The organism is Vulcanibacillus modesticaldus (assembly GCF_001730235.1).
GTDB classification, from domain to species: Bacteria; Bacillota; Bacilli; order Tepidibacillales; family Tepidibacillaceae; genus Vulcanibacillus; species Vulcanibacillus modesticaldus.
In genome coordinates this window covers 1-26516 of record NZ_MIJF01000025.1, presented here as the reverse complement: position 1 = coordinate 26516, position 26516 = coordinate 1, and the positions used below count along the sequence as shown (strand labels likewise).

Sequence of the window (26516 nt, the reverse complement as noted above, 5' to 3'; positions counted from 1 at the left end):
AGAAAGAGTATTTGCAGATATGAAAGAGAAACATGGTTTGCGTTGGACTACGTTAAGAGGTTTGAAAAAAGTCTCGATGCAGGCGATGTTAGTTTTTGCTGCCATGAATTTGAAAAAGCTAGCGAATTGGACGTGGAAGAGACGTCCGAATCGCTCTCAATTTTTTATTTCATCCAAGATTTTAAGCATTTTTGACAAAAATAACCTCATACTAGGTAATTTAGCATGAGGTTAGTCTTCAGTCTGAAGTCACCCAAAAGGGTGACTTTTTTTATGAAATATAACTAATATATTGCTTTTCTTTCTTTAATTACTCTGATAGTCTTCAAAGATTCATCTTCTGGTCCTTGAACGGGCAATCCTGCGGCAATATTTTGTTTAATGTAGTCGATATTATCCTGGGTGATAACTTCACCGGGCAAGAGAATAGGAATTCCCGGAGGGTAAACCATAATAAATTCAGCGATTACATGTCCAGCTGATTCCTCAAAGGGAATAACGTCGGTTTCCGAATAAAAGGCATCACGAGGTGATAATGCAATGGCTGGAATTTTTGGTAAATTAACTTTAACATGATTAGTCTTTATATAATTAAAACGTTCTTGGGACAAACGTTGTAAAGCTAAAATGAGCTTATCGATATTTTGATAATTATCTCCAATTGTTACCAAACATAAAATATTATATAAATCGCTTAATTCAACCTCTATGTTATATTCACTTCTTAACCACTTCTCCACTTCATATCCGGTAATTCCCAAATCCTTTACGCTAATCAATACTTTAGTAGGGTCATAATCAAAAGTTGCGTCGGTACCTAAGATATCATCACCGGGAGAGTAGAGACCAGGAATTTCATTAACATTACGTCTTAAGTAATTAGCCAATTTAATAGCCTCTTCCAATAATTTCTTACCATTAATAGCTAAATTTCTTCTAGCGGCATCTAATGATGCGAGCAAGATATAAGAAGTTGAAGTTGTGGTCAACATGCTCATTACAGTCTGGATGTGTTTTGGATCTACTAGCCCAGTACGAACGTTAAGGATTGAGCTTTGAGTTAAAGAACCACCTAGCTTGTGCATACTTGTTGCAGCCAAATCGGCTCCAGCTTGCATAGCTGAAAGGGGGAGTCTATCATGAAAATGGATATGAACACCATGGGCCTCGTCAACTAACACAGGGATATTATATTGATGTGCTAGATTAACTATTTCTTTGAGATTAGCCACTACACCGTAATAGGTAGGGTTTATTACTAAAACGGCCTTAGCGTCAGGATGTTCCTCTAATGCTCTTTTTACGGATTTAGGGGTAATTCCATGGGCAATACCAATATTTTCATCCATTTCAGGATGGATAAAAATAGGGTTTGCTCCAGCGAAAATTATCGCCGATAAAATTGATTTATGAACATTTCTAGGTATGATAATTTTGTCTCCGGGATTGCAAACTGACATAATCATCGCCATAATAGCACCGCTGGTACCTTGAACAGAAAAGAAGGTATAATCAGCTGAAAAGGCTTTAGCAGCCAATTCTTGTGCTTCCTTAATCACTCCATGTGGCGAATGTAAGTCATCAAGAGGAGCAATATTTATTAAATCTATGGATAAAGTATTTAAACCGATAAAATCTTTGAATTCTTGATCCATTCCTTGACCTTTTTTGTGACCTGGTATATGAAATTGTATAGGATTCTTTTTAGCGTGCTCAACTAATGCTGAAAATAAGGGTGTTTTATCTTGGTCCATCATTTATCACTCTTTCTAATCTGTTTTCGAACAAAAAAGAGTATATCATGTTTATTTTGAGTTGCAAGAGAAAAAATAAAAGTTTTTTCATTGAATAAAAACTTTATAACTTTTGTTTGCATAAAAAATTTTATAATTCTGAGAAAAGTATTAATGCTATAATAGAAAAAAGCTAATGATTTTGAAAATTAAAATTATTTAAACAATTTATAACTATCGCATTAGGAGGATTGTGATGAAAACAAGGATCACTGAATTATTAAAAATCAAATACCCGATCATTCAAGGAGGACTTGCTTATTTGGCTGACGCTAACTTAGCAGCTGCAGTTTCAAATGCAGGAGGACTTGGACAAATAACCGCAGTCACTTTACCATCAAAAGAACATCTCAGAGACGAGATTAGGAAAGCAAAAAAACTTACCAAAAATCCCTTTGCAGTTAATTTTGCCATCAGTCGCCATAATGATGTGTGGAAGGAGTATTTAGAAGTTGCTATTGATGAAAGTGTAGAAGTGATTACAATTACAGGTGGTAATCCACAACCAGTATTGGAAAGAATTAAGGGAACAAATATTAAAAAAATTTCATTAGTATCAACGGTTAGACAAGCAATAAAGGCTGAACAGTTAGGAATGGATGCGATTATGGCAGTTGGACAAGAAGGTGGAGGGCATATTGGTAGGAATGATATAGGTACCTTTGTATTAATTCCAAGGGTTGTTGATGCTGTGAAAATACCAGTTATAGCTAGTGGTGGTATTGCTGATGGTAGAGGGATGATGGCTGCCTTGGCCTTAGGGGCAGAAGGGATAGAGATGGGAACCAGATTTGTAGCTACACAAGAATGTGTATTGGCCCATGACAATTACAAGAAGAAATTGATAGAAAAAGATGAAATGAGCACAGTAGTAATTAAAAGGTCGCTTGGAGCGCCCGCAAGGGCAATAGCAAATTCACTTACGGAAAAGATTCTTGAACTAGAACAGGACGGTGCTGATTTTGAGAAGTTACAACCACTAATAAGTGGTGATAATAACAAGGTTGCTATTCGTCAAGGTGAGATGGATAAAGGATATGCTTGGGCAGGACAAGTGATGGGATTAATCAGCGATATACCTACAGTTAAGGAATTATTCTTACGAATTATTAGTGAGGCAGAAGAAATAAGTGAAAAATGGCAGAATAGAATTTAGGGTCTTTCTGACCCTCTTTTTTTTTTTTTTGTCCAAAATAAATCTTAAAAAATAAGGAAATATTAAGCCGAATATTGGGCAAATTAACGTTAGTTCACAAAAAAGTAAAGGAGTGAATCTGTTGAAAGATTTAAAGTGGAAAGTAGGAGGGGCACAAGGAGAAGGAATCGATAGTACAGGTGAAATATTTGCAATCACTTTGAATAGATTAGGATATTATTTATTTGCTTATCGGCATTTTATGTCCCTTGTTAAGGGAGGACACACTAATTATAAGGTTAGAATTTCTTCGGAACCCATCAATTATCATGGAGATGATTTAGATATTTTAATTGCCTTTGATCAAAGAACTATTGATGAAAATTTTTATGAATTAAAAAATAATTCGATTATAATTTATGATTCAAGTAAATTTGAGGCAAAAACCCCAGACGAAAATGTTAAAGTAACACTGTGTCCAATCCCCCTATATGATTTTGCAAAAGAGTTGGGTAACTCAATCATGAAGAACATGGTAGCAACAGGCGCTAGTTGTGCAGCTGTAGGATTGGAAGTGACTCCATTTCTTGAAGTGATAGATGATATTTTTAAGAAAAAGGGAGAAAAGATTATAAACTTAAATAGAGAGGCGATTCAGAAAGGTTTCAATTATTTTAGGGAAAATTACCCAGAAATTAAATTGGATTTACCTGATAAAAAAGGTAAAGAAAAACAAAATTTATTTATGACAGGAAACGAAGCGACAGGTATTGGAGCATTAAATGCCGGATGTCGTTTTTTGGCGGCATATCCGATAACCCCAGCTACAGAAATAATGTATAACGCAATCGCTAATTTTCCTAAATTTGGAGGAAAAGTCATTCAAGCAGAAGATGAAATAGCGGCTTGTATGATGGCAATTGGAGGGAATTTTGCGGGAGTAAGGTCGATGACCTCCACTTCAGGACCAGGTTTATCGCTGATGATGGAGGCCTTAGGTCTTGCCGGAATATCAGAAACCCCATTAGTTATAGTAGACGTGCAAAGGGGAGGTCCAGCTACTGGTTTACCGACAAAAACTGAACAATCAGACATTAATGAGATAATCTATGGTTCACATGGTGAAATACCAAGAATAGTAATAACGCCAACAACCGTTGAAGAAGCGTTTTATTATATTCAACATGCCTTTAATTTGTCCGAAAAATATCAATGCCCAGTAATAGTGGCTACAGACATGTTTTTGGGAATGTCTAAGAAATCGGTTACTGATTTAGATTTTGAACGGGTAAAAATAGATCGAGGATTACTGTTAAAAGATGATGAATTATTGAAAAGTGGTACGGGAACTTTTAAGCGTTATGATTTGAGTAGTGAATTTGGAATCTCTCCCCGTTCGATTCCAGGGCAAAAAAATGGACGTTATGTAGCTTTAGGTAATGAGCATGAGGAAACAGGGTATGAAACTGAAGACGTTGAAATGCGAATGAAAATGATGGACAAAAGAATGCATAAACTAAATCAATTCAACCCCGAAGAACTAGGGGTTTATTACTCAGAAGAGGATGAGTTTGAAACTCTGGTTATAGGGTTTGGCTCAACTCATGCTCAGATAAATGAAGCACAGAAGGTATTAAAGGAAAAAGGATTAAAAGTTGCTCATCTACAACTTAAAATATTACATCCATTCCCAAGTAATATAGTCAAGGAAAAAGTAGAGAAAGCGCAAAAAGTTTTTGTGATTGAAAATAATGCAACTGGCCAACTAAGGCAATTGATCCAACTAGAGATCGGTGCCCATGTTAAACTTTCGAGCATCCTAAAATATAATGGAAATCCATTTACCGTAAATGAAATTGTTGACGGTATTATTAGGAAGGTGTGATAAAAATATGGTGATTTTAAAGGATTTTAAAGTCGAAACGAACCCGACTTGGTGTCCTGGTTGCGGACATTATACAGTTTTAGCTGCATTACAAAGAGCGGCAGCTAATTTAGGATTGGAACCAGATAATATGGTTTTAGTTACGGGTATAGGTTGCTCAAGTAAGATAAGTCAGCATTTTAATTCCTATGGTGTTCATAGTTTGCATGGCCGGGCATTACCTGTGGCAACCGGGGTGAAATTGGCCAACCATGACTTAACCGTAGTCGCAGCAGGTGGTGACGGCGATGGCTATGGAATAGGTGTAGGTCATTTTATGCACACATTAAGAAGAAATATTGATATTACCTATATAGTCATGGATAACCATATATATGGTTTAACTACTGGCCAAACTTCGCCAGTAAGTCAAAAGGGCTTTAAATCCAAAACTTCTCCACATGGCTCAGCGGAAGAACCACTTCGCCCACTTCAAACAGCCATTATCAATGGGGCAAGTTTTGTCGCCCAAGCATTTGCTGGAGACATTAATCAAATGACCAGAATATTTGAAGAAGGCATCAAACATCGTGGCTTTTCTCATATCAATGTGTTTAGTCCTTGCGTCACATTTAATAAAATCAATACCTTTGAATGGTTTAAGGAACATCTTGTAAATTTAGATGAAAAGTCTGATTATGATTACACAAATAAATATCACGCGTTAGAATTTCTGGACAGGCATGGTAGTATAGTAACGGGTATTCTTTATCAAGAAGATCGTCCAACTTATCATGAAGTGATGATCGGAGCAACAAAAACCCCAACATCAAAGTTAGATTTAACCATACCCAAAGAAGAGAGTGAACGACTTAAAGCATTATTTAGATGATCATCAAAGATATATAGACCAAACAATTTATCTGGTGTTGTTCTTTGAACAACATCATTTTTTATGAAAAGCAAAACTATATATATATATAAAACCGTTATGTCCCAGTACGCATTGCCCCTTTTAGAGCATAAATGACTGAACCTTTCAAGATTGAAATGAAGGGTTCTTTTTATTTAATCGACAAAAAATTTCGACGTATTTTTTTCGCTTAATGCAAAAAAACAGCCTGTTATTGCAAATATAATTACATTAAAAATTAAAAAAAGGTATATTATACCTAAACAAACATCTTTTACCCATAACTATAATCCGCTTCATCAAAACAAGACTAGTGAAGAATTCAGTTCATCTTGGATTATTGAAGGCTGTTAGCTTTTTCAATTAAGGAGGTAAGATCAAATGGATAAATATGATATTTTATTAGTGAAGCTTAAAAATGCAATAGAAGTTATTGATAGAATTTACCCAGATAAAAGTGATATAGGCAAGGAATTTCTAGATGAGTATAGAAAATACTTAGATGAAATATTACAATCTGCTACGGATAAAACTATAAAGCAAGTGCGTACGCCTAGAGGGCTGGTTAGATGGCTTGGCGAAAATGATCATTATGTTCGCGATGATGAATTGTGGGATATAATTTTTGAAATTGATAAATATTTAGAAGAATATTTTTAGGTAAGGAAAAATGTAAAGTCTGGATACAAGAAATGGGAGAGAAAAAAGATTGTAGTAGATTCAGGTGGAGGATATTACAAGACATACAAGGTTACAATAAAAATAAAAGTAAGAGATAAATATTGGCAAGTCTACAAAATGAAATCAGAAATTCATGAAAGCATAGCATCTGGAAAAGAAGTAGCAGAAGCATATGGAAAATCTAGCGATACTTATCACAAAGATTAACAAACAAATCAATGAATTAAAGAAGAAATGGGAAAAGCAATGACCATTTTGGACGATACCTGAGTTATATTTAAATAGCATATTAATGTTGATTATACCTTTAATACTTTTAGGTGGTGGTATATATGGAATCTATAATACAAAAAAAGGACTTCGTGAAGCCAACTGGGATTACATTTTTAAAGTAGAAGCTGAAACCGAACATCCACCATGGACTAAAATTCAAAGATAAAGACTTCGTATTGCAATAAGGTACCGTGCCAAGCGGTGCCTTACCTATAAAAAATAAAGATAGATAGATCATATTATAAACTCCTTAGAATAATGAATAAAGATTTAAAAAAAAGCTCAAAAGAACCTTTCAACATCGTAACTTTTTTATAATCGCTTCATCAAAACAAGTTGAGAGATAAAGAAAGAGGAGGAAATATATTGATAGATAGAATTAAAATTAGTGGAAATGAATTAATAACAAATAGCTTTAGAAAGGTATTTGAGTATTTAATTAAAGACTATATAGTTATTCAAGGTTTTTGTATTGTCCTGTTGCAGATCCCCAAAGACTCAAAAAAGGTAGATAATGTATATGGAGTTAGTTTATTGGGAGATATCACTTGGAGAATACAGAGTGTTCAGGATGCTTTCAATATAACTCAAAATACCCCTTATATCTCTATTGATTTGAATAGTGAGGGAAATTTAACAGTTACCAATTTTTTTGGCATGAGATATGTAGTAAATCACACGAATGGTAAATTGTTAAAAAAAGAATGTATTAGATGGTAAAAAAAAAGATTCAGCACTATCTGGTTATAAGCTAATAAAAATTATAAATAAGGTGTTCTAGATATCGATTCGTTAGGAAAGATGTCTCAATTAGAGGATTTAGAATTAAATAATAATCAAATAGAAGACATAAGTATTTTAAGAAAATTAACAAATTTGAAAGAATTGCGGTTAAATAATAATAAAATAAAGAAGATAAATGCACTAAAGGTTTTGAAGAATCTAGAATATCTATCAATAAACAACAATAAGATAAAGGACCTGTATCCTTTAAGTAATTTAAGAAATTTATATGTATTATCATTGGAAGGAAATGAAATAACTGATATAACAGCATTGAGTGATTTAAATTTATATCAATTGTATTTAGGGAAAAATCAAATAAATGATATTAAACTATTGGAAAAATTAGAGTACCTTGAGAAGTTAAGTGTTGATAATAATAATATAAGCGATATTAGTGTAATAAAGAAATTGCCGAGTTTAATTGAGCTAGATATAAGAAACAACCCGATAAATGATTACAGCCCATTAAATGGAAAGGAATACTTAGAACTTAAAAGATAATCACTCCCCATCTACTACTTAGATACAAACCACAAATAGGAATTTATCAATGGATTTAAAAGCTTTTTTTTAAAAAAGAAGATTTGAAAACGTTTCAATTAGTATTGATAAATTGATATAATATTAAACGGGGAAAAGTATAAGTGGAGGTGTCATTTAATGCAATTTAAGATTAGTAGAGAACCTATAACTACTTTAGCTTCGGATTGTATCATTATAACCCATACTGAAGATAAAGATATGTTACTAGGTCTAGCAAAAGAAGTAGATGAAAAAATGGATCATCGTATTTCGCAATTAATCGCAGAAAAAGAGATAAAAGGAAAATTTGGCGAAGTAACTTTACTGCATACTTGGGGTAAAATTCCCGCAAAAAGGGTATTGGTATTAGGACTTGGTAAGGAAGAGAAGCTTACTTTAGAAAAGGCTAGATCTGCATATGCGATAGCAGCTAGAAAAGCCCAAGAGATTGGAGTTAGTGAATTAACTTTAGCAGTAAGTCAGAAGTACAAGGATATTTGGAATCCAGTCGATTTGGGTCAAGCAGTTGTAGAGGGAATAGTACTTGGTACTTACCAATTTAAGCCATATAAGACAAAAACCGAAATCGAAAATAAGATAGAACGAGTTATAATTTCTGTTAAAGATATATCAATAGATGCAGTTGAGGCTGGAGTAGTGAGGGGAGAAATTTTCGCAGAATCACAAAATCTAGCTAGGGACTTTAGTAATGAACCAGCTAATAAAATGACACCAACAATCTTAGCTGAAAAAGCAAAAGAAATTGCTAAAAAGCATCATTTAGAAATATCCATACTAGAAAAAGAACAGTTAGAAGAATTAAACATGGGTGCATTCTTAGCTGTTAGTAAGGGAAGTACTGAACCACCTAAAATGATTGTAATTAAATATATAGGAGCACCTGATAGTAAAGATATGATTGGATTGGTGGGTAAAGGAATAACTTTTGATTCCGGTGGCATTCAGATAAAACCAGATAAAAATATGGATGAAATGAAAGGTGATATGGCAGGGGCAGCTGCTGTCCTTGGTGCCATCAATGCAATCGGTGCGTTAAAACCGCATGTAAACGTAATTGGAGTTATTTCAGCTTGTGAGAATATGGTTTCTGGAGAGGCAGTTCATCCAGGAGATGTAGTAGAAACATTCTCTGGTAAAACAGTAGAGATTAAACATACGGATGCTGAAGGAAGATTGATATTATCGGATGCTATATCTTATGCTAAACATCTTGGAGCTACAAAATTAGTAGATGTTGCCACCTTAACAGGTTCAATCATTTCTGCTTTAGGTCATCATATTATTGGTTTGTTTTCAAATAATATGGATTGGACTGAGGAAGTTAAAGCGGCAGCAAAAATTTCTGGAGAGAAAGTTTGGGAACTACCACTTGATGATGACTACGCTGAATTAATCGAAAGTGATATTGCAGATATGGTTAATGATGCTGGTTCACCTGCTGGTGCAATTCAAGGTGGAATGTTCTTAAAAGAGTTTGCTGGTGAAACTCCTTGGGTTCATTTGGATATTGCAGGAACATCCGATGTAACTAAAACAAGTGGAATAAATCCAAAGGGAGCAACTGGTGTTGCCGTAAGGACAATGATTGCATTAGTTTTGCGTTTTAGTGGTAATTAGAGTGTTCCTCAAGTATTCAATATTCTTGTCTAATAAATGATTAAGTAATATAATTAGTTGTTGGAATTAGGACGCCTTTAGAAGGCGTCTATAATTTTCTAATGAAGTAATTAAAACGATAAACTTGAGAAATATATAGATAATCAAGTTGTTAGAAATAAAAAGAAGGTGATTTGATGCAGATAGGATGTCATGTTAGTGTTGCCAAAGGGCTTAGAAAAGCTGCCGAAAAGGCCCATGAACTAGGAGCAGAAACATTTCAGATTTTCACAAAAAATCCTAGGGGATTAAAATCTAAAAAGATAAACTTCGAAGATGCTAAAAATGGTAGAGAATTTTGTGAAAGTCATAATATGACTGTTGTATGTCATACACCATATATCACCAACCTTTCTACCCCTAAGGATGACTTGCGTGAGGTGACGATTCGTTCTCTTATTGAAGATCTACATATTGCTGAAGCATATGGCGCGTATGGGGCAGTTGTTCACTGTGGAAAGCACGTTGGAGAAGGAGAAGAGGCTGGTATTGAAAAAATGGTTGACACCTTAAATCTGATCCTTGAACAATACTCTGGACCGGTACAATTATTATTGGAAAATACTGCTGGTCAAGGTACCGAATTGGGAACTGATTTACAGACTTTAGTGGATATTCGAAAACGGACCAAATACCCAGAAAAAATTGGGTTTTGCTTTGATACCTGTCATGCTTTTGCAGCGGGACTTTGGAATGAAGATACCTTTGAAGAGTTTATTAAATCAGCTGAAGAAATCGGGTATTTAGAACACCTTAAGGTTATCCATTTCAACGATAGTAAAGCACCTTTTGGTAGCAGAAAAGATCGTCATGAAAAGATCGGTCAAGGTGAAATTGGTTCAAAGGCATTGCAAAAATTTTTACAATGTGAAAAACTTAATAATATACCATTTATCCTAGAAACACCTGTTGAAAAAGAAGAAGAGTATAAGGACGAGATTGTTTATTTACGCGAGCTTTCTTCTTCAATATGATAAATTTCATAAGTTATGCTTAGGGGGAATTTTTGACGATGGAAGATGCGATTTATAATTGGTTACAAATAGCAGTTGTATTTGAAGCAAGACCAGATGATTTAGCCGCAAAAGAAACAATGGATATTTTTAGAGGGATGTTGTCAACGAAATTTCAAATATCAAGTATAAGATATGAGCGAGATCCATTAATGTATACAGTCATATATGAGAAGGATGGAAAGGAAGAAAAGAAGACGTTTGATAGGAACTTAGTAGAAAAATTGATATCAGATATCGAAAATAATTTACTTACTGTCGGGTTGAATACAGAAAAATAAATATTCTCATGTTTTAGGGAGAGTGCACAGAATTGAATAAAAAAAGTAAACACAGAAATTTAAGTCGTGTGAAAAAGAGAAAAAGTAAGAAAAAGGTAAATTTGCTGCTCTTTTTTTCAATTTTTGTTATCTTGATAGTGTCAGGATTTACAGGTTATGCATATTGGCGAGTTAATAATATAGCTGAGAAGATATATGAACCTTCGACCAACAATTTATCTATTTCCAAAGAAGAGTCAAATAAGCAAAAAAATGAACAAAAATTGGTTGATCAATCTTTTGCAGTGGTATTAGTTGGACAGGACTATCGACCACAAACCGGTAGTAGGAACACTGATGCATTGATTATCGGAATTTTTAATCCAACAACGTATAAAGTTAGTCTTTTATCTATACCTAGGGATTTTAAGGTAGAAGTTCCTGGGTATGGGGTTGGTAAAATAAATGGAGTCTATGCAAAAGGTGGCCCTCAACTTTTGATGGATACCCTTTCTGAATATTTTGGAATACCAATTAATTATTACGTTAAGATTGATTTTAAAGGTTTTGAAATGGTAATCGACGAATTGGGTGGTATTGAGGTAGATGTAGAACGGGATATGTATTATTATTCCGAAGCGGATAATACAAACATTAATTTAAAGAAGGGTTTACAGATTTTAGATGGTAAACAGGCTTTAGACTATGCTCGTTTTCGAAAGTCATCAAATGGAAAAGACTCAAATGACTTTGAACGAAATGAAAGACACCAAAAGATTATTAAAGCATTTGTAGATAAACTGGCTTCGATCGGAGGAGTAACAAGTATTTTTGATATCTTAGAGATTGTTGGTGATCATATAAAAACAAACCTAACTCCGAAGGATATGAAAGAGATTTTTTGGAAATACAAAAGGATTAGTAAGGATGATATTAACTCTATCAATATGCAATCATACTGGAAAAATCCTTACGTAATTATTGAACCAAGTGAACTTGAAAGGGTTCAAAAAGAATTAAAAAAAGCTTTTGAGCAAACTAAAGAATTTACAAAAGAATAGCATAACTGCTGACTTATTCACAAAATATTTTCTGAATCGAGTAGGAACTGAACAATTATTTATTCAGCTTCTACTCGATTATTTTTTTGGTTGGAATAGGTCTTTCCTAGTAGCTTTAGGGTCTTTCGTTTGGTTTAACTGCTTTTGGTTTTTCTTTGATGGGGGTTCTTCTTTTTTCTCAACGTTCTTAGGTGCAAGAGGCATTATCCTTGCTACGATATCAGATAGTTCCTCTGCAAAGCCTCTTATAGGATGTCCCTTTTTAATATCAGCATTGATCTCACGAATGCGTTGAACGATATCGGGATCTGAAGTTACCAAAGTATTAGCACCTAATGGGTCTTCTTTTAGTGCTTCAGCAACAGAATATTTGATTGTACCTACGCGGGATCGATCAAGATTAGCGTCAACGTCGATTCCTACAATTGCATATTTGCCAAATACGATTACGGTAGCGTCATTAACTTGAGGAATACGAACTGCCAAACTAGCTAAACGGTGGGCTACTGCCTCAGGATTTCTATTTCTTTTAGGTTCAGGTGCTGTTTGTGGAACATTTTCAGATTGTTTGATCATTTTATTTGGTGGTGCACTTTCATTCGCGGGCGGTTTATTAGTAACTTGACAACCGCTTAGGATAGCTGCCAAAAATAAAACTGTTACTATTAATTTTTTAAACATTAATATCACCTTTCGTAATCTAATTTCATTTCATAGTATAACCAGTAAAAATAAAACAATGTATTTTTTAACAATATCTATATAGATGATTGCATATAAATGTACTAAAGTTCACATATCTTAAGGCCTATATCAAGAAATTGAAAATATTTTTCTGAAAAATAAAGCTTGTCCGAGGTTTAATAAAAAAATCTAGGAGGCGAAAATTTGAAGAAAATATATATTTTAGATACTAATGTACTATTGCAGGATCCCCGGTCCATATTTACTTTTGATGAAAATGAGGTTATTATTCCGGCTGTAGTATTGGAAGAGTTGGATTCAAAAAAAAGATTTATCGATGAAGTGGGGAGAAATGCCAGATATGTATCTAGATTGTTAGATAAGTTAAGAGAAAGTGGTAAATTGCATTCTGGAGTTAAATTAGATAACGGTGGAATATTGAGGGTAGAGCTTAATAACCAATCCTTTATCAAACTACAAAAACATTTTGGAGAACTAACTAGGGATAATCGTATTTTAGCGGTAGCGATGAATTTGCATCTACAAGAACAAGAAAAAGAATCTGGTAAGCCTGTTATTTTGGTTAGCAAAGATGTGATGGTTCGGGTAAAAGCAGATGCACTTGGCTTAGAATCTCAAGATTTTTTGTCTGATCGGGTGGTTTCAGATACAGAAATCTATCCTGGATTTTATGAATTAATGGTAAAACCTTCGATTATTGATGACTTTTTTGAACAAAAGTCAATTTCATTTGAGAAATTAGGACTAAATTTCAACTTAGTTAACCCAAATGAATTTTATATACTAAAAGACGAGTTCGGTTCTAACAAATCTGCAATTGCAAAGGTTAACAATCAAAAAACTAGTATCGAATCATTTAGAATAAATGAAGCAGTTTGGGGAATAATTCCAAGAAATGTACAACAAAGGATGGCTTTAGAATTACTAATGGATGACCATATCTCACTAATAACCATTACTGGTAAAGCAGGAACTGGGAAAACATTGTTATCTTTAGCCGCTGGATTATACAAAGTGGAGGATGAGAAGGTTTATCATAAGTTATTGGTAGCAAGGCCAATTATCCCGATGGGAAAAGATCTAGGATATTTGCCAGGAGTAAAAGAAGAAAAGCTGCGACCGTGGATGCAACCAATTTATGATAACTTAGAATACCTTTTTAATGCTAAACAGCCAGGAGAGTTAGATAAGATATTGGCGGGCATTGGCAGTATTCAAGTCGAGGCCTTGACATATATTCGAGGCAGGAGTATTCCGAATCAATTCATAATTATCGACGAGGCTCAAAACCTGACTAAGCATGAAGTGAAAACCATCATATCAAGGGTAGGGGAAGGAAGTAAGATCGTATTAATGGGGGATCCAGACCAAATTGATCATCCTTATTTAGATGCATTAAATAACGGATTAACATATGTTGTGGAAAGATTCAAACAAGAAGCTATTAGTGGGCATATTGAATTGAGAAAAGGAGAAAGATCAAAGCTAGCCCAACTGGCAGCAGATCTATTATAATATTATCAATAGCAAAGAACCGATTATTTCGGTTCTTTTAGCGTATAGACTTGAGTTATTATAGAGATTAAGATCAAAATTATGGAGGGCTTCGAAAATGGAAATAAAGCGTTTTGTTTTAGGCGAATTTGCTGTAAATAGCTACTTACTCATCAAAAATCAGACGGGAGTATTAATTGATGTTGGTTTTTCTCCGAAGATGATTGAGGAATATATTGAGAAAGAGAAAATAAGACTTAAGGCGATATTATTAACCCATACCCATTTGGACCATATTGGTGGAGTTGAGGGAATTAGAGAAAAATTCGATGTGCCTGTATATGTACATACTGATGAAAATAAATGGCTTTCTGATCCCGCATTGAATGGTTCGGAGCATTTTCCTTTTTATGGAAAAGTCATAGTTAATCCGGCAGATAATTTGATTGGATATGATTCTGAAATAAAAATCGCTGATTTTAAGATTAAGGCTATTCACACACCTGGTCATACTCCAGGAGGAATTACATATTATATCAAACCTTATCTATTTAGTGGTGACACATTATTTGAAAACTCAATTGGTAGAACAGATTTATATGGTGGAGATTTTGATCAGTTGCTAAATTCAATAAAAGAAAAATTATTTGTTTTGCCTGATGATACAATTGTTTTCCCGGGACATGGAAATGAGACTTCAATTGGAAAGGAGAAGAATAGTAATCCATTTATCTAAGATTACTATTCTAAAAAGATAAACTTATTTAGTTAATTTATTAGATTAAGTAATGACAGAAATGATGTTAAAATATTAATGGAATGGAGTAGATTATATTTTAGCAAAGGGGAAGTAGTCATGGTAAATAGCCAGTTAACAAAGCTAGCAAAAGAGATAATAGGTATCATACAAGAACAACCACAAAAGCGGATTAGATTTTATGATTTTATGAAGATGGCTTTATATGAGAAAGAATTGGGATATTATACAAAGGACAGGACAAAGATAGGTAAAGAAGCAGATTTTTATACTAGCTCCTCCGTAGGACCAGTTTTTGGTTATACGATAGCAAATAACTTTGTCGAACTTTTACCATATACGACTAATGACAATAAATTTTCGATTTTGGAAATCGGTGGGGGAAATGGACGATTTGCTAGGGATGTGTTAGATGGGTTAAGAGATGAACATCAAAAAATCTATAATAATTTAACATATTATATGTTGGAAACCAGTCCTTATCATGAAAAGATACAAAAGGCTATGTTAGGTGACCACTTGGACCGTGTTAAGTGGATAAATGATCTAGAAATTCTTTCAGGATTTAATGGTCTAATTTTTTCAAATGAGTTAGTTGATGCTTTTCCAGTATATAAAGTCAGGCAGCAAAATGGAGAACTTAAAGAAGTATATGTTACTTGGGATGAGAAGGAATCAGAATTTAAGGAAATTATTGATGAGATAAGTGATCATAGATTGAAAAAATATTTTGATGACATGGGTATCACTCTTAAAGAAGGACAAACAACTGAGGTGAATTTAGATGCAGTTGATTGGATTAAATCAGTTGGTAAAATTCTCAATCGGGGATATGTTTTAACGATAGATTATGGCTATCCAGCTGAAGAACTGTATGCTAGTCATCGTCATGAAGGAACATTAATGTGTTATTACAAACATACTGCAAATGACAATCCATATCAAAATATTGGTGACCAAGATATCACTACTCACGTTAACTTTACAGCGTTGATTAATTATGGAAGCGAAGTTGGTTTAGAGACAATTTGGTTTACTCATCAAAGTAATTTCTTACTAAATAATGGAATCCTCAATTACCTAAGGGAAGTTGGTATTTCAAATGGTAGGGATATATTTAATGATGAGGATCTTAAACTAAATCGGGCAATTAGACAATTAATAACACCTGGGGAGATGGGAGAAACATTTAAAGTGTTATTACAGCAAAAAAATGTTGGAAATCATCAATATCGCTTTTTAATGGATATTTGGAAACAATACGGCCTTTAATCGTTTTGATAAGATAAATAAACAGCCGTCATACCTAATTATATTAGGAATGGCGGCTTGTTGATAATACAACAGTTGTATATTTGCAACAAATAGCACTGTTTGGATTAGTATATTCTTTAATAAAATCAATTTCTCCTAAGTAAGTTTCAAAGATTCCTTCAAAAAGACACTGATGCATTAAACAAATTTGGGGATCTTTTTTATTATCAAAATTGCCATGGAAAATGCAATTGTTAACTCCAAAAGATATTATATTTTCATCAATAATCTCAATTTCAGGTCTTAAACCTTGAGAAATTATTAAATTCTCAATACTTTCTACCCTTTTATCCAGTGGAGAATCCTTATCAGTTCCGATACCATCTTTTATTATCGCTTGTTTTGCCGCATCTTTCCCGAATTTTTTTCCCATTTCTTTAAATACTTGCAAACCCTCTTTACCAAATGCTAATAGGGACTTAATAGCGATATCTGCTAATAATTGATAATTCCTTGCGGGAAATTGCAAACATATTTCTTCATTAGATAAAGAATAGACACGACTTGGTCTACCACCCCGACCGGTTTTTTCAGTTTTAGATAAAAGTAAATTAACATCTTCTAATTTTGACAAATGCAATCTTGCTACATTAGGATGTATTTTGAATTTTTCAGCTATTTCTTGGACATTAACAGGCTTGTTAATAGAAGCTATATGTTTATATATGGAATAACGCGTAGGGTCAGCTAAAACACTTGTCAATTTCAATGTTTCATTTTCCACTGCTTATGCCCCTTTCTCCATCTGTCGATTTAATTATATTATATTGAATTATGATAGTAAACGATTAAGGCACACTAGCTCACTGTTGAATGTGTTATTTTAAAGCTCTAAGGCCATAGTAAACACTATTGACGTAGTATTTACTTTAATAATATAATAAATATGGAAATATGAAAAATAATTTTTTATATGAAACTTTATTTAATCTTAATACGTATTACTTGTAAGAGAGTTTATTTTCTAAAATTACAAACTTAAGATATATTGTACAGGCTATATTGTTATAGCAAGACTAGTGAATTTTTTAAATGAAGGAGAGAGTAAAATGGATAATAAAATTGTGTTTTTTACATATCCAAGTTGCACTTCTTGTAGGAAGACAAAAGCATGGTTATCTGAAAAAGGAATAAAATACGAAGAGCGTCATCTCTATAAAAATCCACCAACTGTTGATGAATTGATGGAAATTATTAAGAAGTCTTCTAATGGATTGGAAGAAATATTATCTACACGTAGTAGAATGTATAAAAATCTAGAAGTAGATATTGAAAATCTCAAGGTTAGTGAATTGTTGGAGATGCTGTCAAAAGAACCTCGTCTTTTAAAAAGGCCTATTCTAACTGATGGTAATAACATCGTGATTGGTTATAATAAGCCCGCATTAGAGCAATATTTCGCTTCATGATTACAATAAAAAATAAGATTTTGAAAACCATGGGAAATGCAATTCTCATGGTTTTAATATTATTTGCGTTTGAAAAAAATTTGTTCCCCTCGTATAACTATTTTTAAAAGTGGATATAAAAATAATAGTTTTTATTCTATGGAAACTATTATTTGCATAAAATTTAATACGAAAGAATACGGGGGGAATTAAAATGGTAGCAAACAGACAGGATGCATGGAGTGAAGATGATGATTTACTATTAGCTGAAGTTACTTTAAGACATATTCGTGAAGGTAGCACTCAATTAGCAGCATTTGAGGAAGTTGGGCGAAAACTTAATCGAACTGCCGCAGCTTGTGGATTTCGTTGGAACAGTCTAGTACGAAAAAAATATGAGGCAGCAATTCAAATTGCAAAGGCTCAAAGACAAAAAAGAGGCTATCAAAAAACATCGAATAACATTTTTAGCGAAACTACAAATAATATTACAAATGAATTCAGTAATGAATTAGTAACTGATTTAGTTGATAGTGAATTAGAATCTATTACCTTTGACACTATCATTAGATTTTTGAAAAAGCAAAAATCATTAAATAAAAATTTCAAGAAATATGAAAAAGAAATAGAAGAAAAGAACAAAGAGATTCAGCAACTCCGTGAGGAAAACAAAGAATTAAGGAATAAAATTAAATATTTAGAATCTGATTATAAAGTTGTTAATGAAGACTACAAAGCATTGATTCAAATCATTGATCGAGCTAGAAAATTAGCTTTTTTAAATGAAGATGAAGTTGATTCAAAGCCGATATTTAAGATGGATCCAAATGGTAATTTAGAACGAATCAATAAATAATAATGAAGAGTGTACCCATCAAAGGATACACTCTTTATTACTTTTAGAAACCATCAGGATGCCATATATAAGGGTTCTCTCCTCTATCACGAATAGGATCATATTTAACGGGCGAAAAGCCCATTTTTAGCCAAAAATTACGGGATCCATTCCGGGCATTTGTTTTTATAGGGTGGCCTAAACTTTTGGCGTACTTAACTAACATACTACCAATTCTTTTACCTCGATATTCTGGTAAAACCTCCAATTTAAACAATTCATAATAACCTTCTGGTGGATCAAAATATTTGTCATACTTAGCTTCTACTTTATATAAACTCATTCTACCTACAAGTTTCTCATCATCGTAAACTCCAAAAAATGGAGAATTTGCACCATCTTCAATCATATTTGCTTCAAGATCTTCAAGCATCGACAGTTCTTCTAGACCATATTCTCGGAATTTCTTGAAATCTTCAATTGTTTTGTAATTGATTTTTAATGGTACTACTTTCGACAATGTCATATATACCGCCTCCTATCAAGAGTTGATCTGTCAAAAAATGAATTGTTATTCATTATTATACTATAAACTTCTGAAAAGTAATATATATATTTAGACTTTTTAGAAAATAAAAAATATTGAAATAGAGTCTGTTGTGATGAATAGTGTGAAAAAGCAGGATAAATTATTTCTTGTTTCGAATATATTTATTTAGAGATTTGTGAATATAAGGTTTTGTCTAATAATGTAAAAATGTTGAAATTTAAAAGGAGTTCGATCTTTATGAACCTGATTATTAAAGCTTATGCAATTATCGCTACAGTACCTTTTCTCGCATTTCCAGTATTTTATTATAGTTTTATCTATTATGGCAAAACAAAAAAAAGTGCCTTCAATTTCTCAGTTTATTTCAGTAGCATCTTGCTATTTAGCGCAGTTACCGCACAACTTAAAATATTATTCAACTTAAAATATAGTTTTTCTTTGAATTTGCTATTAGTAATATCTATTGCTTTCATCTTAGCAATTTTACAGTGGAAGATAAGAGGTTATCTAAATTATAAGAAGATATTGTTTTCAACCTTAAAATTAAGTTTTATCTTTTTTGGCTTAGCATATTTAATATTTCTACTGATTAGATTCATTAAAATATAAGTTTAATTTTTCGAAATCCAGAGCTTTATAACATTTATAGATAAGTAAAATTAAGGTATAATGATAATCATATAGTCTAAATACCTTATTTTTTTGCTTTTGAGAATGATGATAGTAGGAGGGGACATCTTGATAGGAATATCAAAACTATTAACTAATTCTGAAAATTATGGTGATAAATTACGTTATAGTAAGCATTCGATTGGACGTATTAATGGAACCCATTTAAATCATGGACCCGTTGTAGTATGGAATGTGACAAGAACATGTAATTTAAATTGTATCCATTGTTATGCTAACTCTGAACCAAAGAAGTATGAGGATGAGTTGACTACTGAAGAAGCAAGGAATATGATTGATCAACTAGCTGATTTTAATGTACCAGTTTTATTACTTTCAGGTGGCGAACCGCTAATAAGAGCTGATATATTAGACTTGGCCGAATATGCAATAAGCAAAGGGATTAGGGTTACGTTCTCAACAAATGGAACATTGATTGATAAAACTTTAGCAAAAAAGATTAAAGAAATTGGAGTTGGCTACGTAGGCGTATCTTTTGATGGAATAAGAGAAAAACATGACGCCTTTAGAAGACATGAAGGTGCCTTTGATAAGGCACTAGAAGGAGTTAGAAACCTATTAGAAGTAGGCCAAAGAGTTGGTTTGCGTTTCACAATAAATAAACATAACTACCTTCAATTAGATGATATCTTTGATTTCATAGAAAAAGAAAATATACCAAGGGCTTGTTTTTATCATTTAGTATACTCTGGTCGTGGAAGTGAGATGATGAAACAAGACCTAACACACGAAGAAACTAGAAGTGCCCTAGATATAATAATCGCAAGAACTTTAGATTTCCATCAAAGAGGTTTAGACAAAGAAATATTAACAGTTGATAACCATGCTGATGCTGTTTATTTATATCTAAAAATGAAAGAACAAAATGAAGAGCATGCTGATTTTATTTTAGAGATGTTGCAAAGAAATGGTGGAAATCGTACGGGTATAGCTATTGCTAATATTGATCATCGAGGATATGTTCATCCGGATCAATTTACTCAAAACCACACGTTTGGTAATGTTAGGGATCAACATTTTGGAGATATATGGACAAATTCAGATCATCCTATTCTTAGAGGTTTAAAAAATAGAAAACCATTACTAAAGGGCAGATGTTCAAAATGTAAATGGTTAGATGTGTGTAATGGTAACTTTAGGACAAGAGCGGAAGCAGTTACTGGTGATTTTTGGGAGTCTGATCCAGCTTGCTATTTAACAGATGCGGAAATAGGGCTTTAACAGACAAGCGTTAGAATTGCAGTATAAGGATAAGGGGGAACTAAAAGTGCACCACATGAGCAATAAACAGTATACTCCGCGATTAGTTTTTTGGGAGTTGACCGAAGGGTGTAATCTTAAATGTGTTCATTGTAGAGCTTCCGCACAACCTAATCGAAATTTAGAGGAATTATCTACTGAACAGGCATACAAAGTTATTGATGAGATAGCTAGTTTTGCTGATCCAATATTGGTATTAACAGGAGGAGAACCATTATATCGACCTGATTTCTTTGAAATAGCTAATTATGCTGTACAAAAAGGATTAAAAGTAGCATTGGCTACAAATGGAACTTTAGTTGATCAAGAAATTGCTAAAAAGATTAAAGAAGTAGGTATAAGAAGGGTTTCTATTAGTATTGACGGTTCAAATAAACAAACTCACGATGGTTTTAGAGGTATAGAAGGCTCATTTGATAGGGCACTGCTTGGTGCAAAATATTTGCAAGATGAAGGTGTAGACGTTCAATTTAATACCACCATAAGTAAACATAATGTCGATGAAATAGAAGATATATTGAGGCTTGCTATTACACAAAAGGCTGTAGCTTTGCATTTATTCATGTTAGTGCCAGTTGGATGTGGAGTTCAAATATCAGATAATCAAATGTTGCCTGCCCAAAAGTACGAGGAAGTTCTTGAATGGTTTTATGAAAAATCAAGGGAGGTTCCATTAGAAATTAAAGCGACTTGCGCCCCACATTATTACCGAATCATAAGACAAAAAGCTAAGGAACGTGGTGAAAAAGTAACATTCCAAACTCATGGTATGGCAGCAATGACAAAGGGTTGTCTTGCGGGTACAGGGGTGTTCTTTATTTCTCACAAGGGAAAAATTCAACCTTGTGGTTATTTACCAGTTGAAGCTGGTGATGTAAATAAACAAACAGTTCAAGAAATATGGGAAGAATCACCTGTATTTAAAGTCCTTAGAGATCAATCAAAGCTTGAAGGTAAATGTGGTATATGTGAATATAAAAATGTTTGTTCAGGTTGTCGAGCTAGAGCGTATTATGAGACTGGAGATTTTATGGCTGAAGAACCGTACTGTATTTATCAACCAACCCTCCTATAGATGCTAGTAAGTTAGTCCTATTCGGTGAAAAAAGTCTTATTTAAAAAAAATCCTGCATTTTAGCAGGATTTTTTTTTGGATTTGCAGAATAAGGGATAACAAGGTGGGGGATTGTGGTAGGAAGTGGTTTGTTTTGGTTATGAAATGGGGTGACTTGGTATGTTTATGGGTGAGTTTCAACATAATATTGATAATAAAGGCCGGGTCATCATTCCTGCAAAGTTTCGAGAAGAACTGGGGAATACTTTTATAATCACAAGAGGTTTAGACAAATCACTTTTTGTTTATCCGATAAGTGAATGGCAACAAATCGAACAAAAATTAAAGTCATTACCATTCACTAGGTCAGATGCCCGTAAGTTTACAAGATTTTTTTTCTCTGGGGCTACTGAATGTGAAGTAGATAAGCAGGGAAGAGTAAGTATACCGATGAATTTGAGGAATTATGCTGAATTATCCAAGGAATGTATATTTATTGGAGTTTCAAATAGAGTGGAAATCTGGAGCAAAAGTAATTGGAATAATTATTATCAGGAATCAGAGGCATCATTTAATGATATTGCCGAAACGATCATTGATTTTGATTTATAGAAATTCATAAACCTTTTGGAGGTAAACGTGGTGTTCAAACATACAACAGTTCTACTACAAGAAGCAGTAGATGGTTTAAATATAAAGGAAGATGGTATTTATGTGGATTGTACTTTAGGAGGGGCAGGTCACTCATCTCTAATCGCCTCAAAGTTGGGAGAGAGGGGAAGATTAATTAGTCTAGACCAAGATGATGTTGCCCTTGAGGCTGCAAAGGAACGTCTACAGGAATACAAAGATAAGGTATCACTAATTAAGACTAATTTTAGGTATTTAAAACATGTATTATCAGACATTGGTATTTCACAGGTCGATGGTGTTTTATTCGATTTAGGAGTTTCTTCTCCCCAATTGGATGAAGGTGAACGGGGATTTAGTTATAAGCATGATGCTCCCTTAGATATGAGAATGGATCGAAGTAGTGAACTGACAGCCGAAGTAATCGTTAATAATTGGGATGAAGAAGAAATAGCAAAAATTATCTATCAGTATGGAGAAGAAAAATTCTCTAAGAGAATAGCGAAAAATATTATTCAGTATAGAAAAGAAAAGCGGATAGAGACAACAAGAGAATTGGTGGAAATTATTAAAAACTCTATTCCTGCACCTGCAAGGAGGTCAGGACCCCATCCTGCAAAAAGAACTTTTCAAGCAATACGAATAGCTGTAAATAATGAACTAAATGTATTTAAACAGGCATTAATTGACGCGATAGGAGTTTTAAAACCTGGAGGAAGAGTGAGTGTGATTACATTCCACTCACTTGAAGATAGGATATGTAAGAAAGTATTTTCGGACCATGCCAGTGGGTGTATCTGTCCTCCAGATTTTCCGGTATGCACCTGTAATCAAACACCTAAGATTAAAATAATTACTAAAAAACCAATTATCCCTTCCATAGATGAGATCGAGATGAATCCAAGATCTCGTTCAGCGAAATTAAGGATAGCAGAAAAGTTATAGGGGGAACCATTATGACTCCGTATACAAATGGGAATTTAGCAGTTCAATTTCAAGATAAAGATTATAAAAATAAAAGGATAATTAAGAAGACAAAAAAGAAGTCTATACCTGCTTCTGAAAAATTATTTTATCTGTTTTCGATCCTTTTTATAGCTATTGTAGCAAGTGTTGTAATATCAGGTTATGCTCAGATTGCTGAGTACAACTATACTGTCCAAAAGTTAGAAAAGTCAATTGCAGATATAAATCATCAGAATGAAATTTTACAAATGAAGATTGCGGAGTTAAGTTCACCTGAACGTATATTGGAGATCGCTCAAAATGAACTAGGGATGACTTTAAATGAAGAACAGGTTATCGTAATATCACAATCTATTAACTGATTGTCTGATTTGCCGGAGGAAGTGATTATGACTTTTAAGCAAAGAGTTAATAAACGAACGATATTTATGGGGGTTTTTATTACCCTTCTCTTTTTTTTATTAATATTTAGGACATTTTATATCCAAGCTATTGAAGCTCCAAATCTAAAACTAAAGGCAAAAAATATTTGGAATAGCTCTACAATTTTAGAGCCTAAAAGGGGAAAAATTTTAGATCGTAATGGTGAAATATTAGCTTATAATGCTGTCGCATACACTGTTGTAGCAATATTATCTAAAGATTATTCCAATCATGTGACTGATCCAAATCTTACTGCTAGACAATTGGCTCCGATATTGAATATGAAAGAAAATGTACTTTATTCCCTTTTAACAAAAGATGCTTACCAAGTGGAAATACGTCCTGGCGGATGGAAAATTGATAAAGAAATAGCTGATAAAATAAAGGCTTTAGAACTTCCAGGCATCTTATTGAAAGAAGAGACAAAAAGATACTATCCTAATAATTTTCTAGCTTCTCATGTCCTTGGCTTTGTCAATTATGATAATGAGGCTGTAATGGGGATCGAACGATATTATAATCAATTGTTAACTGGTAAACAAGGACAAATGATGGTTATGAAAGATTTAAAGGGTTACGAACTACCAGATGGAGAAATGCTATTTCAACCTGCCAAAGATGGTGCAGACATAATTCTAACCATTGATAAAACGATACAACAGTATGTTGAGAGTGCCCTTGATAAAGCGGAAAAAAAATATAATCCTAAAAAAATGGTCGCTATAGTTGTTAATCCAAAAACAGGGGAAATATTAGCAATGGCAAATCGTCCCAATTATAATCCTAATAAATATTGGGGGATAAAAGATTATCGCAACTATACGATCAATTATCTTTTTGAACCGGGATCAACCTTTAAGATCATCACTTTGGCAGCGGCAATTGAAGAAGGTAAATTTGATGAAAACGCAACATATATGTCTGGAAGTATTAAGGTACCAGGTGGAGTAATAAGGGACCATAATAACGGAAAAGGCTGGGGAAAAATCACATATTTAGAAGGTATTAAAAGATCTAGTAATGTAGCCTTTGTAAAACTAGGTTATGAAATGTTAGGTAAGGAGAAGTTGTTTTCATATATTGATGAATTTGGGTTTGGACAACCAACAGGAATTGATTTAAATGGTGAATCATCTGGAATTATGAAAGATGTAAATGATGCATATCCTCTTGATGTAGCAGCTATTTCATTTGGACAAGGTGTAGCTGTAACACCTATTCAACAGGTGATGGCTGTTTCTGCTGTAGCTAATGGTGGCTACCTAATGACGCCATACATTGTTAAGGAAATTAAAGATTCTCAAAGCGGTGAAATGATACAGAAAAAAGTACCCGTTGTAAAAAAGAGAGTTATTTCAGAAAAAACTGCTAAAAAAGTTCAAGAGATATTAGAAGAAGTTGTTAAATTCGGTCAAAAACCCGGATATATTGAAGGATATCATGTGGCCGGTAAGACGGGTACTGCACAAAAAATTGGTGCAGATGGTAAATATCTAAAAAATGAATATATTGTTTCGTATATAGGTTTTGCTCCTTCCAATGATCCTAAACTTTTGATTTATGTAGTAGTAGATGAACCAGACTTAAACATCCCTTATTATGGAAGTACGATTGCTGCTCCAATATTTAAGGATATCATGAAAAATAGCCTAAGATATTTGAAAGTCCCAATGGATTCAAAAAATAAGGTTGAGGAAAAAAATGATAAAACTTTTTTGCTTGAAGATTACATTGAACAGCCGATTGTAAATAGTAAAACAGAATTATCTGATTTGGGATTATTACCAATTGTGATCGGCGATGGAAGTTTTGTACTAGAGCAATATCCTAAGCCTGGATCAAAAGTTGTTAGAGGAACAAGAATTTATTTGATTACTAGTTCTAAAGATAAAATAAGGGTACCCGATTTTAGGGGTAAATCTTTACGAGAGGCATTAGAATACAGCTATGCTCTAGATATTAAGGTAAAAGTAAATGGTAATGGGATTGTTGTTAGACAAAGTATTGAGCCGAATTCAATTTATGATGGTCAAGAGATCGAACTTATTTTAGAAGACCCGGCCAATGTTTTAAATAAATAATGAACAAAAAAATCACTATGAAAAGTCACAAGAGTGACTTCAGCTTGTAGACAAAGTCTTTATTTAGACAAATCTACAAGCTTTTTTTGTATAATAGATATTGTAATAAATATCTTGTGAGGGGAGAAATATGTTAACAAAACGTAAGGAAGATGTGAGAACTCAAGTTGAATTAGTATCAATAGAGGATCTGGTACCAGAGGATCATTTGGTTAGGAAAATAGATCAAGCAATTGACTTTAGCTTTATATACGATTTGGTTAAAGATACCTATTCTTTAGATAACGGCAGACCAAGCATAGATCCTGTTGTTTTAATAAAAATGGTATTCATTCAATACATATTTGGCATTCGATCAATGCGTCAAACAATAAAGGAGATTGAAACTAAC

At 33.3% G+C, this 26516-nt stretch carries 28 protein-coding genes; 24 read left to right on the top strand and 4 right to left on the bottom strand.

Features of this window, described 5'->3' with window-relative positions:
• Positions 1 to 229, top strand: a 229-nt coding sequence (locus BHF71_RS12315) for a transposase (protein WP_084024083.1), incomplete at its 5' end; no start/stop codon positions are given.
• Positions 230 to 284: 55 nt separating this feature from the next.
• Here BHF71_RS12315 and BHF71_RS06440 read toward each other — a convergent pair.
• Positions 285 to 1754 (bottom strand): aminotransferase class I/II-fold pyridoxal phosphate-dependent enzyme, encoded by a 1470-nt coding sequence (locus BHF71_RS06440; protein WP_069656851.1) that lies wholly within the window; start codon positions 1752 to 1754, stop codon positions 285 to 287.
• Between the two features lie 229 nt (positions 1755 to 1983).
• Between BHF71_RS06440 and BHF71_RS06435 the strand changes: the two genes are divergently transcribed.
• From BHF71_RS06435 to BHF71_RS06390, 10 genes are all read left to right on the top strand, one after another.
• Positions 1984 to 2949, top strand: coding sequence for an NAD(P)H-dependent flavin oxidoreductase (locus tag BHF71_RS06435; RefSeq protein WP_141705346.1), 966 nt, complete (start codon positions 1984 to 1986; stop codon positions 2947 to 2949).
• A gap of 118 nt (positions 2950 to 3067) precedes the next feature.
• On the top strand, positions 3068 to 4813 hold the full coding sequence (locus tag BHF71_RS06430; RefSeq protein WP_069656854.1) for a 2-oxoacid:acceptor oxidoreductase subunit alpha: 1746 nt from the start codon (positions 3068 to 3070) through the stop codon (positions 4811 to 4813).
• A 7-nt stretch (positions 4814 to 4820) separates the two neighbouring features.
• The gene (locus tag BHF71_RS06425; RefSeq protein WP_069656849.1) at positions 4821 to 5684 is read left to right on the top strand and encodes a 2-oxoacid:ferredoxin oxidoreductase subunit beta; all 864 of its coding nucleotides are present in this window, start codon (positions 4821 to 4823) and stop codon (positions 5682 to 5684) included.
• Positions 5685 to 6086: 402 nt separating this feature from the next.
• The gene (locus BHF71_RS06420) at positions 6087 to 6365 is read left to right on the top strand and encodes a hypothetical protein (protein WP_069656848.1); all 279 of its coding nucleotides are present in this window, start codon (positions 6087 to 6089) and stop codon (positions 6363 to 6365) included.
• A 660-nt stretch (positions 6366 to 7025) separates the two neighbouring features.
• Positions 7026 to 7379 carry a DUF7957 family protein gene (locus BHF71_RS06415; RefSeq protein WP_069656847.1) on the top strand — a complete coding sequence of 118 codons (354 nt, stop codon included), beginning with the start codon at positions 7026 to 7028 and terminating at the stop codon, positions 7377 to 7379.
• An 81-nt stretch (positions 7380 to 7460) separates the two neighbouring features.
• Positions 7461 to 7946, top strand: a complete 486-nt coding sequence (locus tag BHF71_RS06410) for a leucine-rich repeat domain-containing protein (RefSeq protein WP_069656846.1) — start codon at positions 7461 to 7463, stop codon at positions 7944 to 7946.
• A 159-nt stretch (positions 7947 to 8105) separates the two neighbouring features.
• Complete coding sequence (locus tag BHF71_RS06405) at positions 8106 to 9605, top strand: leucyl aminopeptidase (protein WP_069656845.1); 1500 nt, start codon at positions 8106 to 8108, stop codon at positions 9603 to 9605.
• A 176-nt stretch (positions 9606 to 9781) separates the two neighbouring features.
• On the top strand, positions 9782 to 10618 hold the full coding sequence (locus BHF71_RS06400) for a deoxyribonuclease IV (RefSeq protein ID WP_069656844.1): 837 nt from the start codon (positions 9782 to 9784) through the stop codon (positions 10616 to 10618).
• Positions 10619 to 10656: 38 nt separating this feature from the next.
• Positions 10657 to 10938: a hypothetical protein gene (locus BHF71_RS06395; protein WP_069656843.1), complete on the top strand. Its 282-nt coding sequence runs from the start codon at positions 10657 to 10659 to the stop codon at positions 10936 to 10938.
• 32 nt (positions 10939 to 10970) lie between these two features.
• Positions 10971 to 11978 (top strand): LCP family protein, encoded by a 1008-nt coding sequence (locus BHF71_RS06390; RefSeq protein ID WP_069656842.1) that lies wholly within the window; start codon positions 10971 to 10973, stop codon positions 11976 to 11978.
• A gap of 78 nt (positions 11979 to 12056) precedes the next feature.
• On the opposite strand, the gene BHF71_RS06385 is transcribed toward BHF71_RS06390, so the two are convergent.
• On the bottom strand, positions 12057 to 12659 hold the full coding sequence (locus BHF71_RS06385) for a YhcN/YlaJ family sporulation lipoprotein (RefSeq protein ID WP_069656841.1): 603 nt from the start codon (positions 12657 to 12659) through the stop codon (positions 12057 to 12059).
• 207 nt (positions 12660 to 12866) lie between these two features.
• Here BHF71_RS06385 and BHF71_RS06380 point away from each other — a divergent pair, with 207 nt between their 5' ends.
• From BHF71_RS06380 to BHF71_RS06370, 3 genes are all read left to right on the top strand, one after another.
• A complete protein-coding gene (locus BHF71_RS06380; RefSeq protein WP_069656840.1) occupies positions 12867 to 14198 on the top strand; it encodes a PhoH family protein in 1332 nt (443 codons plus the stop codon).
• A 97-nt stretch (positions 14199 to 14295) separates the two neighbouring features.
• Positions 14296 to 14913, top strand: coding sequence for an MBL fold metallo-hydrolase (locus tag BHF71_RS06375; RefSeq protein ID WP_069656839.1), 618 nt, complete (start codon positions 14296 to 14298; stop codon positions 14911 to 14913).
• Positions 14914 to 15033: 120 nt separating this feature from the next.
• Entirely contained in the window at positions 15034 to 16206 is a 1173-nt protein-coding gene (locus BHF71_RS06370) for a class I SAM-dependent methyltransferase (RefSeq protein ID WP_069656838.1), read from the top strand.
• A 43-nt stretch (positions 16207 to 16249) separates the two neighbouring features.
• Here the strand turns inward: BHF71_RS06370 and BHF71_RS06365 are convergent, their stop codons facing one another.
• Positions 16250 to 16972, bottom strand: a complete 723-nt coding sequence (locus BHF71_RS06365) for a helix-turn-helix transcriptional regulator (RefSeq protein WP_069656837.1) — start codon at positions 16970 to 16972, stop codon at positions 16250 to 16252.
• 325 nt (positions 16973 to 17297) lie between these two features.
• On the opposite strand from BHF71_RS06365, the gene BHF71_RS06360 reads away from it, so the two are divergent.
• Both BHF71_RS06360 and BHF71_RS06355 read left to right on the top strand, forming a co-directional pair.
• Positions 17298 to 17657, top strand: a complete 360-nt coding sequence (locus BHF71_RS06360; protein ID WP_069656836.1) for a Spx/MgsR family RNA polymerase-binding regulatory protein — start codon at positions 17298 to 17300, stop codon at positions 17655 to 17657.
• 193 nt (positions 17658 to 17850) lie between these two features.
• Positions 17851 to 18492: an RsfA family transcriptional regulator gene (locus BHF71_RS06355; protein ID WP_069656835.1), complete on the top strand. Its 642-nt coding sequence runs from the start codon at positions 17851 to 17853 to the stop codon at positions 18490 to 18492.
• Between the two features lie 43 nt (positions 18493 to 18535).
• On the opposite strand, the gene BHF71_RS06350 is transcribed toward BHF71_RS06355, so the two are convergent.
• Positions 18536 to 18997 (bottom strand): N-acetyltransferase, encoded by a 462-nt coding sequence (locus tag BHF71_RS06350; protein ID WP_425425395.1) that lies wholly within the window; start codon positions 18995 to 18997, stop codon positions 18536 to 18538.
• Between the two features lie 261 nt (positions 18998 to 19258).
• Here BHF71_RS06350 and BHF71_RS06345 point away from each other — a divergent pair, with 261 nt between their 5' ends.
• The 8 genes from BHF71_RS06345 to BHF71_RS06310 all read left to right on the top strand — a co-directional run.
• On the top strand, positions 19259 to 19630 hold the full coding sequence (locus BHF71_RS06345; protein ID WP_069656834.1) for a DUF3397 family protein: 372 nt from the start codon (positions 19259 to 19261) through the stop codon (positions 19628 to 19630).
• Positions 19631 to 19759: 129 nt separating this feature from the next.
• Positions 19760 to 20932 (top strand): putative heme d1 biosynthesis radical SAM protein NirJ1, encoded by a 1173-nt coding sequence (gene nirJ1, locus BHF71_RS06340; RefSeq protein WP_069656833.1) that lies wholly within the window; start codon positions 19760 to 19762, stop codon positions 20930 to 20932.
• A gap of 55 nt (positions 20933 to 20987) precedes the next feature.
• A complete protein-coding gene (gene ahbD, locus BHF71_RS06335) occupies positions 20988 to 22046 on the top strand; it encodes a heme b synthase (protein WP_069656852.1) in 1059 nt (352 codons plus the stop codon).
• Between the two features lie 159 nt (positions 22047 to 22205).
• The gene (mraZ, locus tag BHF71_RS06330) at positions 22206 to 22637 is read left to right on the top strand and encodes a division/cell wall cluster transcriptional repressor MraZ (protein WP_069656832.1); all 432 of its coding nucleotides are present in this window, start codon (positions 22206 to 22208) and stop codon (positions 22635 to 22637) included.
• Between the two features lie 30 nt (positions 22638 to 22667).
• On the top strand, positions 22668 to 23600 hold the full coding sequence (gene rsmH / locus BHF71_RS06325; RefSeq protein ID WP_069656831.1) for a 16S rRNA (cytosine(1402)-N(4))-methyltransferase RsmH: 933 nt from the start codon (positions 22668 to 22670) through the stop codon (positions 23598 to 23600).
• An 11-nt stretch (positions 23601 to 23611) separates the two neighbouring features.
• A complete protein-coding gene (gene ftsL / locus BHF71_RS06320) occupies positions 23612 to 23983 on the top strand; it encodes a cell division protein FtsL (protein WP_069656830.1) in 372 nt (123 codons plus the stop codon).
• A gap of 27 nt (positions 23984 to 24010) precedes the next feature.
• The gene (locus BHF71_RS06315; RefSeq protein ID WP_069656829.1) at positions 24011 to 26125 is read left to right on the top strand and encodes a PASTA domain-containing penicillin-binding protein; all 2115 of its coding nucleotides are present in this window, start codon (positions 24011 to 24013) and stop codon (positions 26123 to 26125) included.
• Between the two features lie 130 nt (positions 26126 to 26255).
• Positions 26256 to 26516, top strand: a 261-nt coding sequence (locus BHF71_RS06310; RefSeq protein ID WP_141705345.1) for a transposase, incomplete at its 3' end; no start/stop codon positions are given.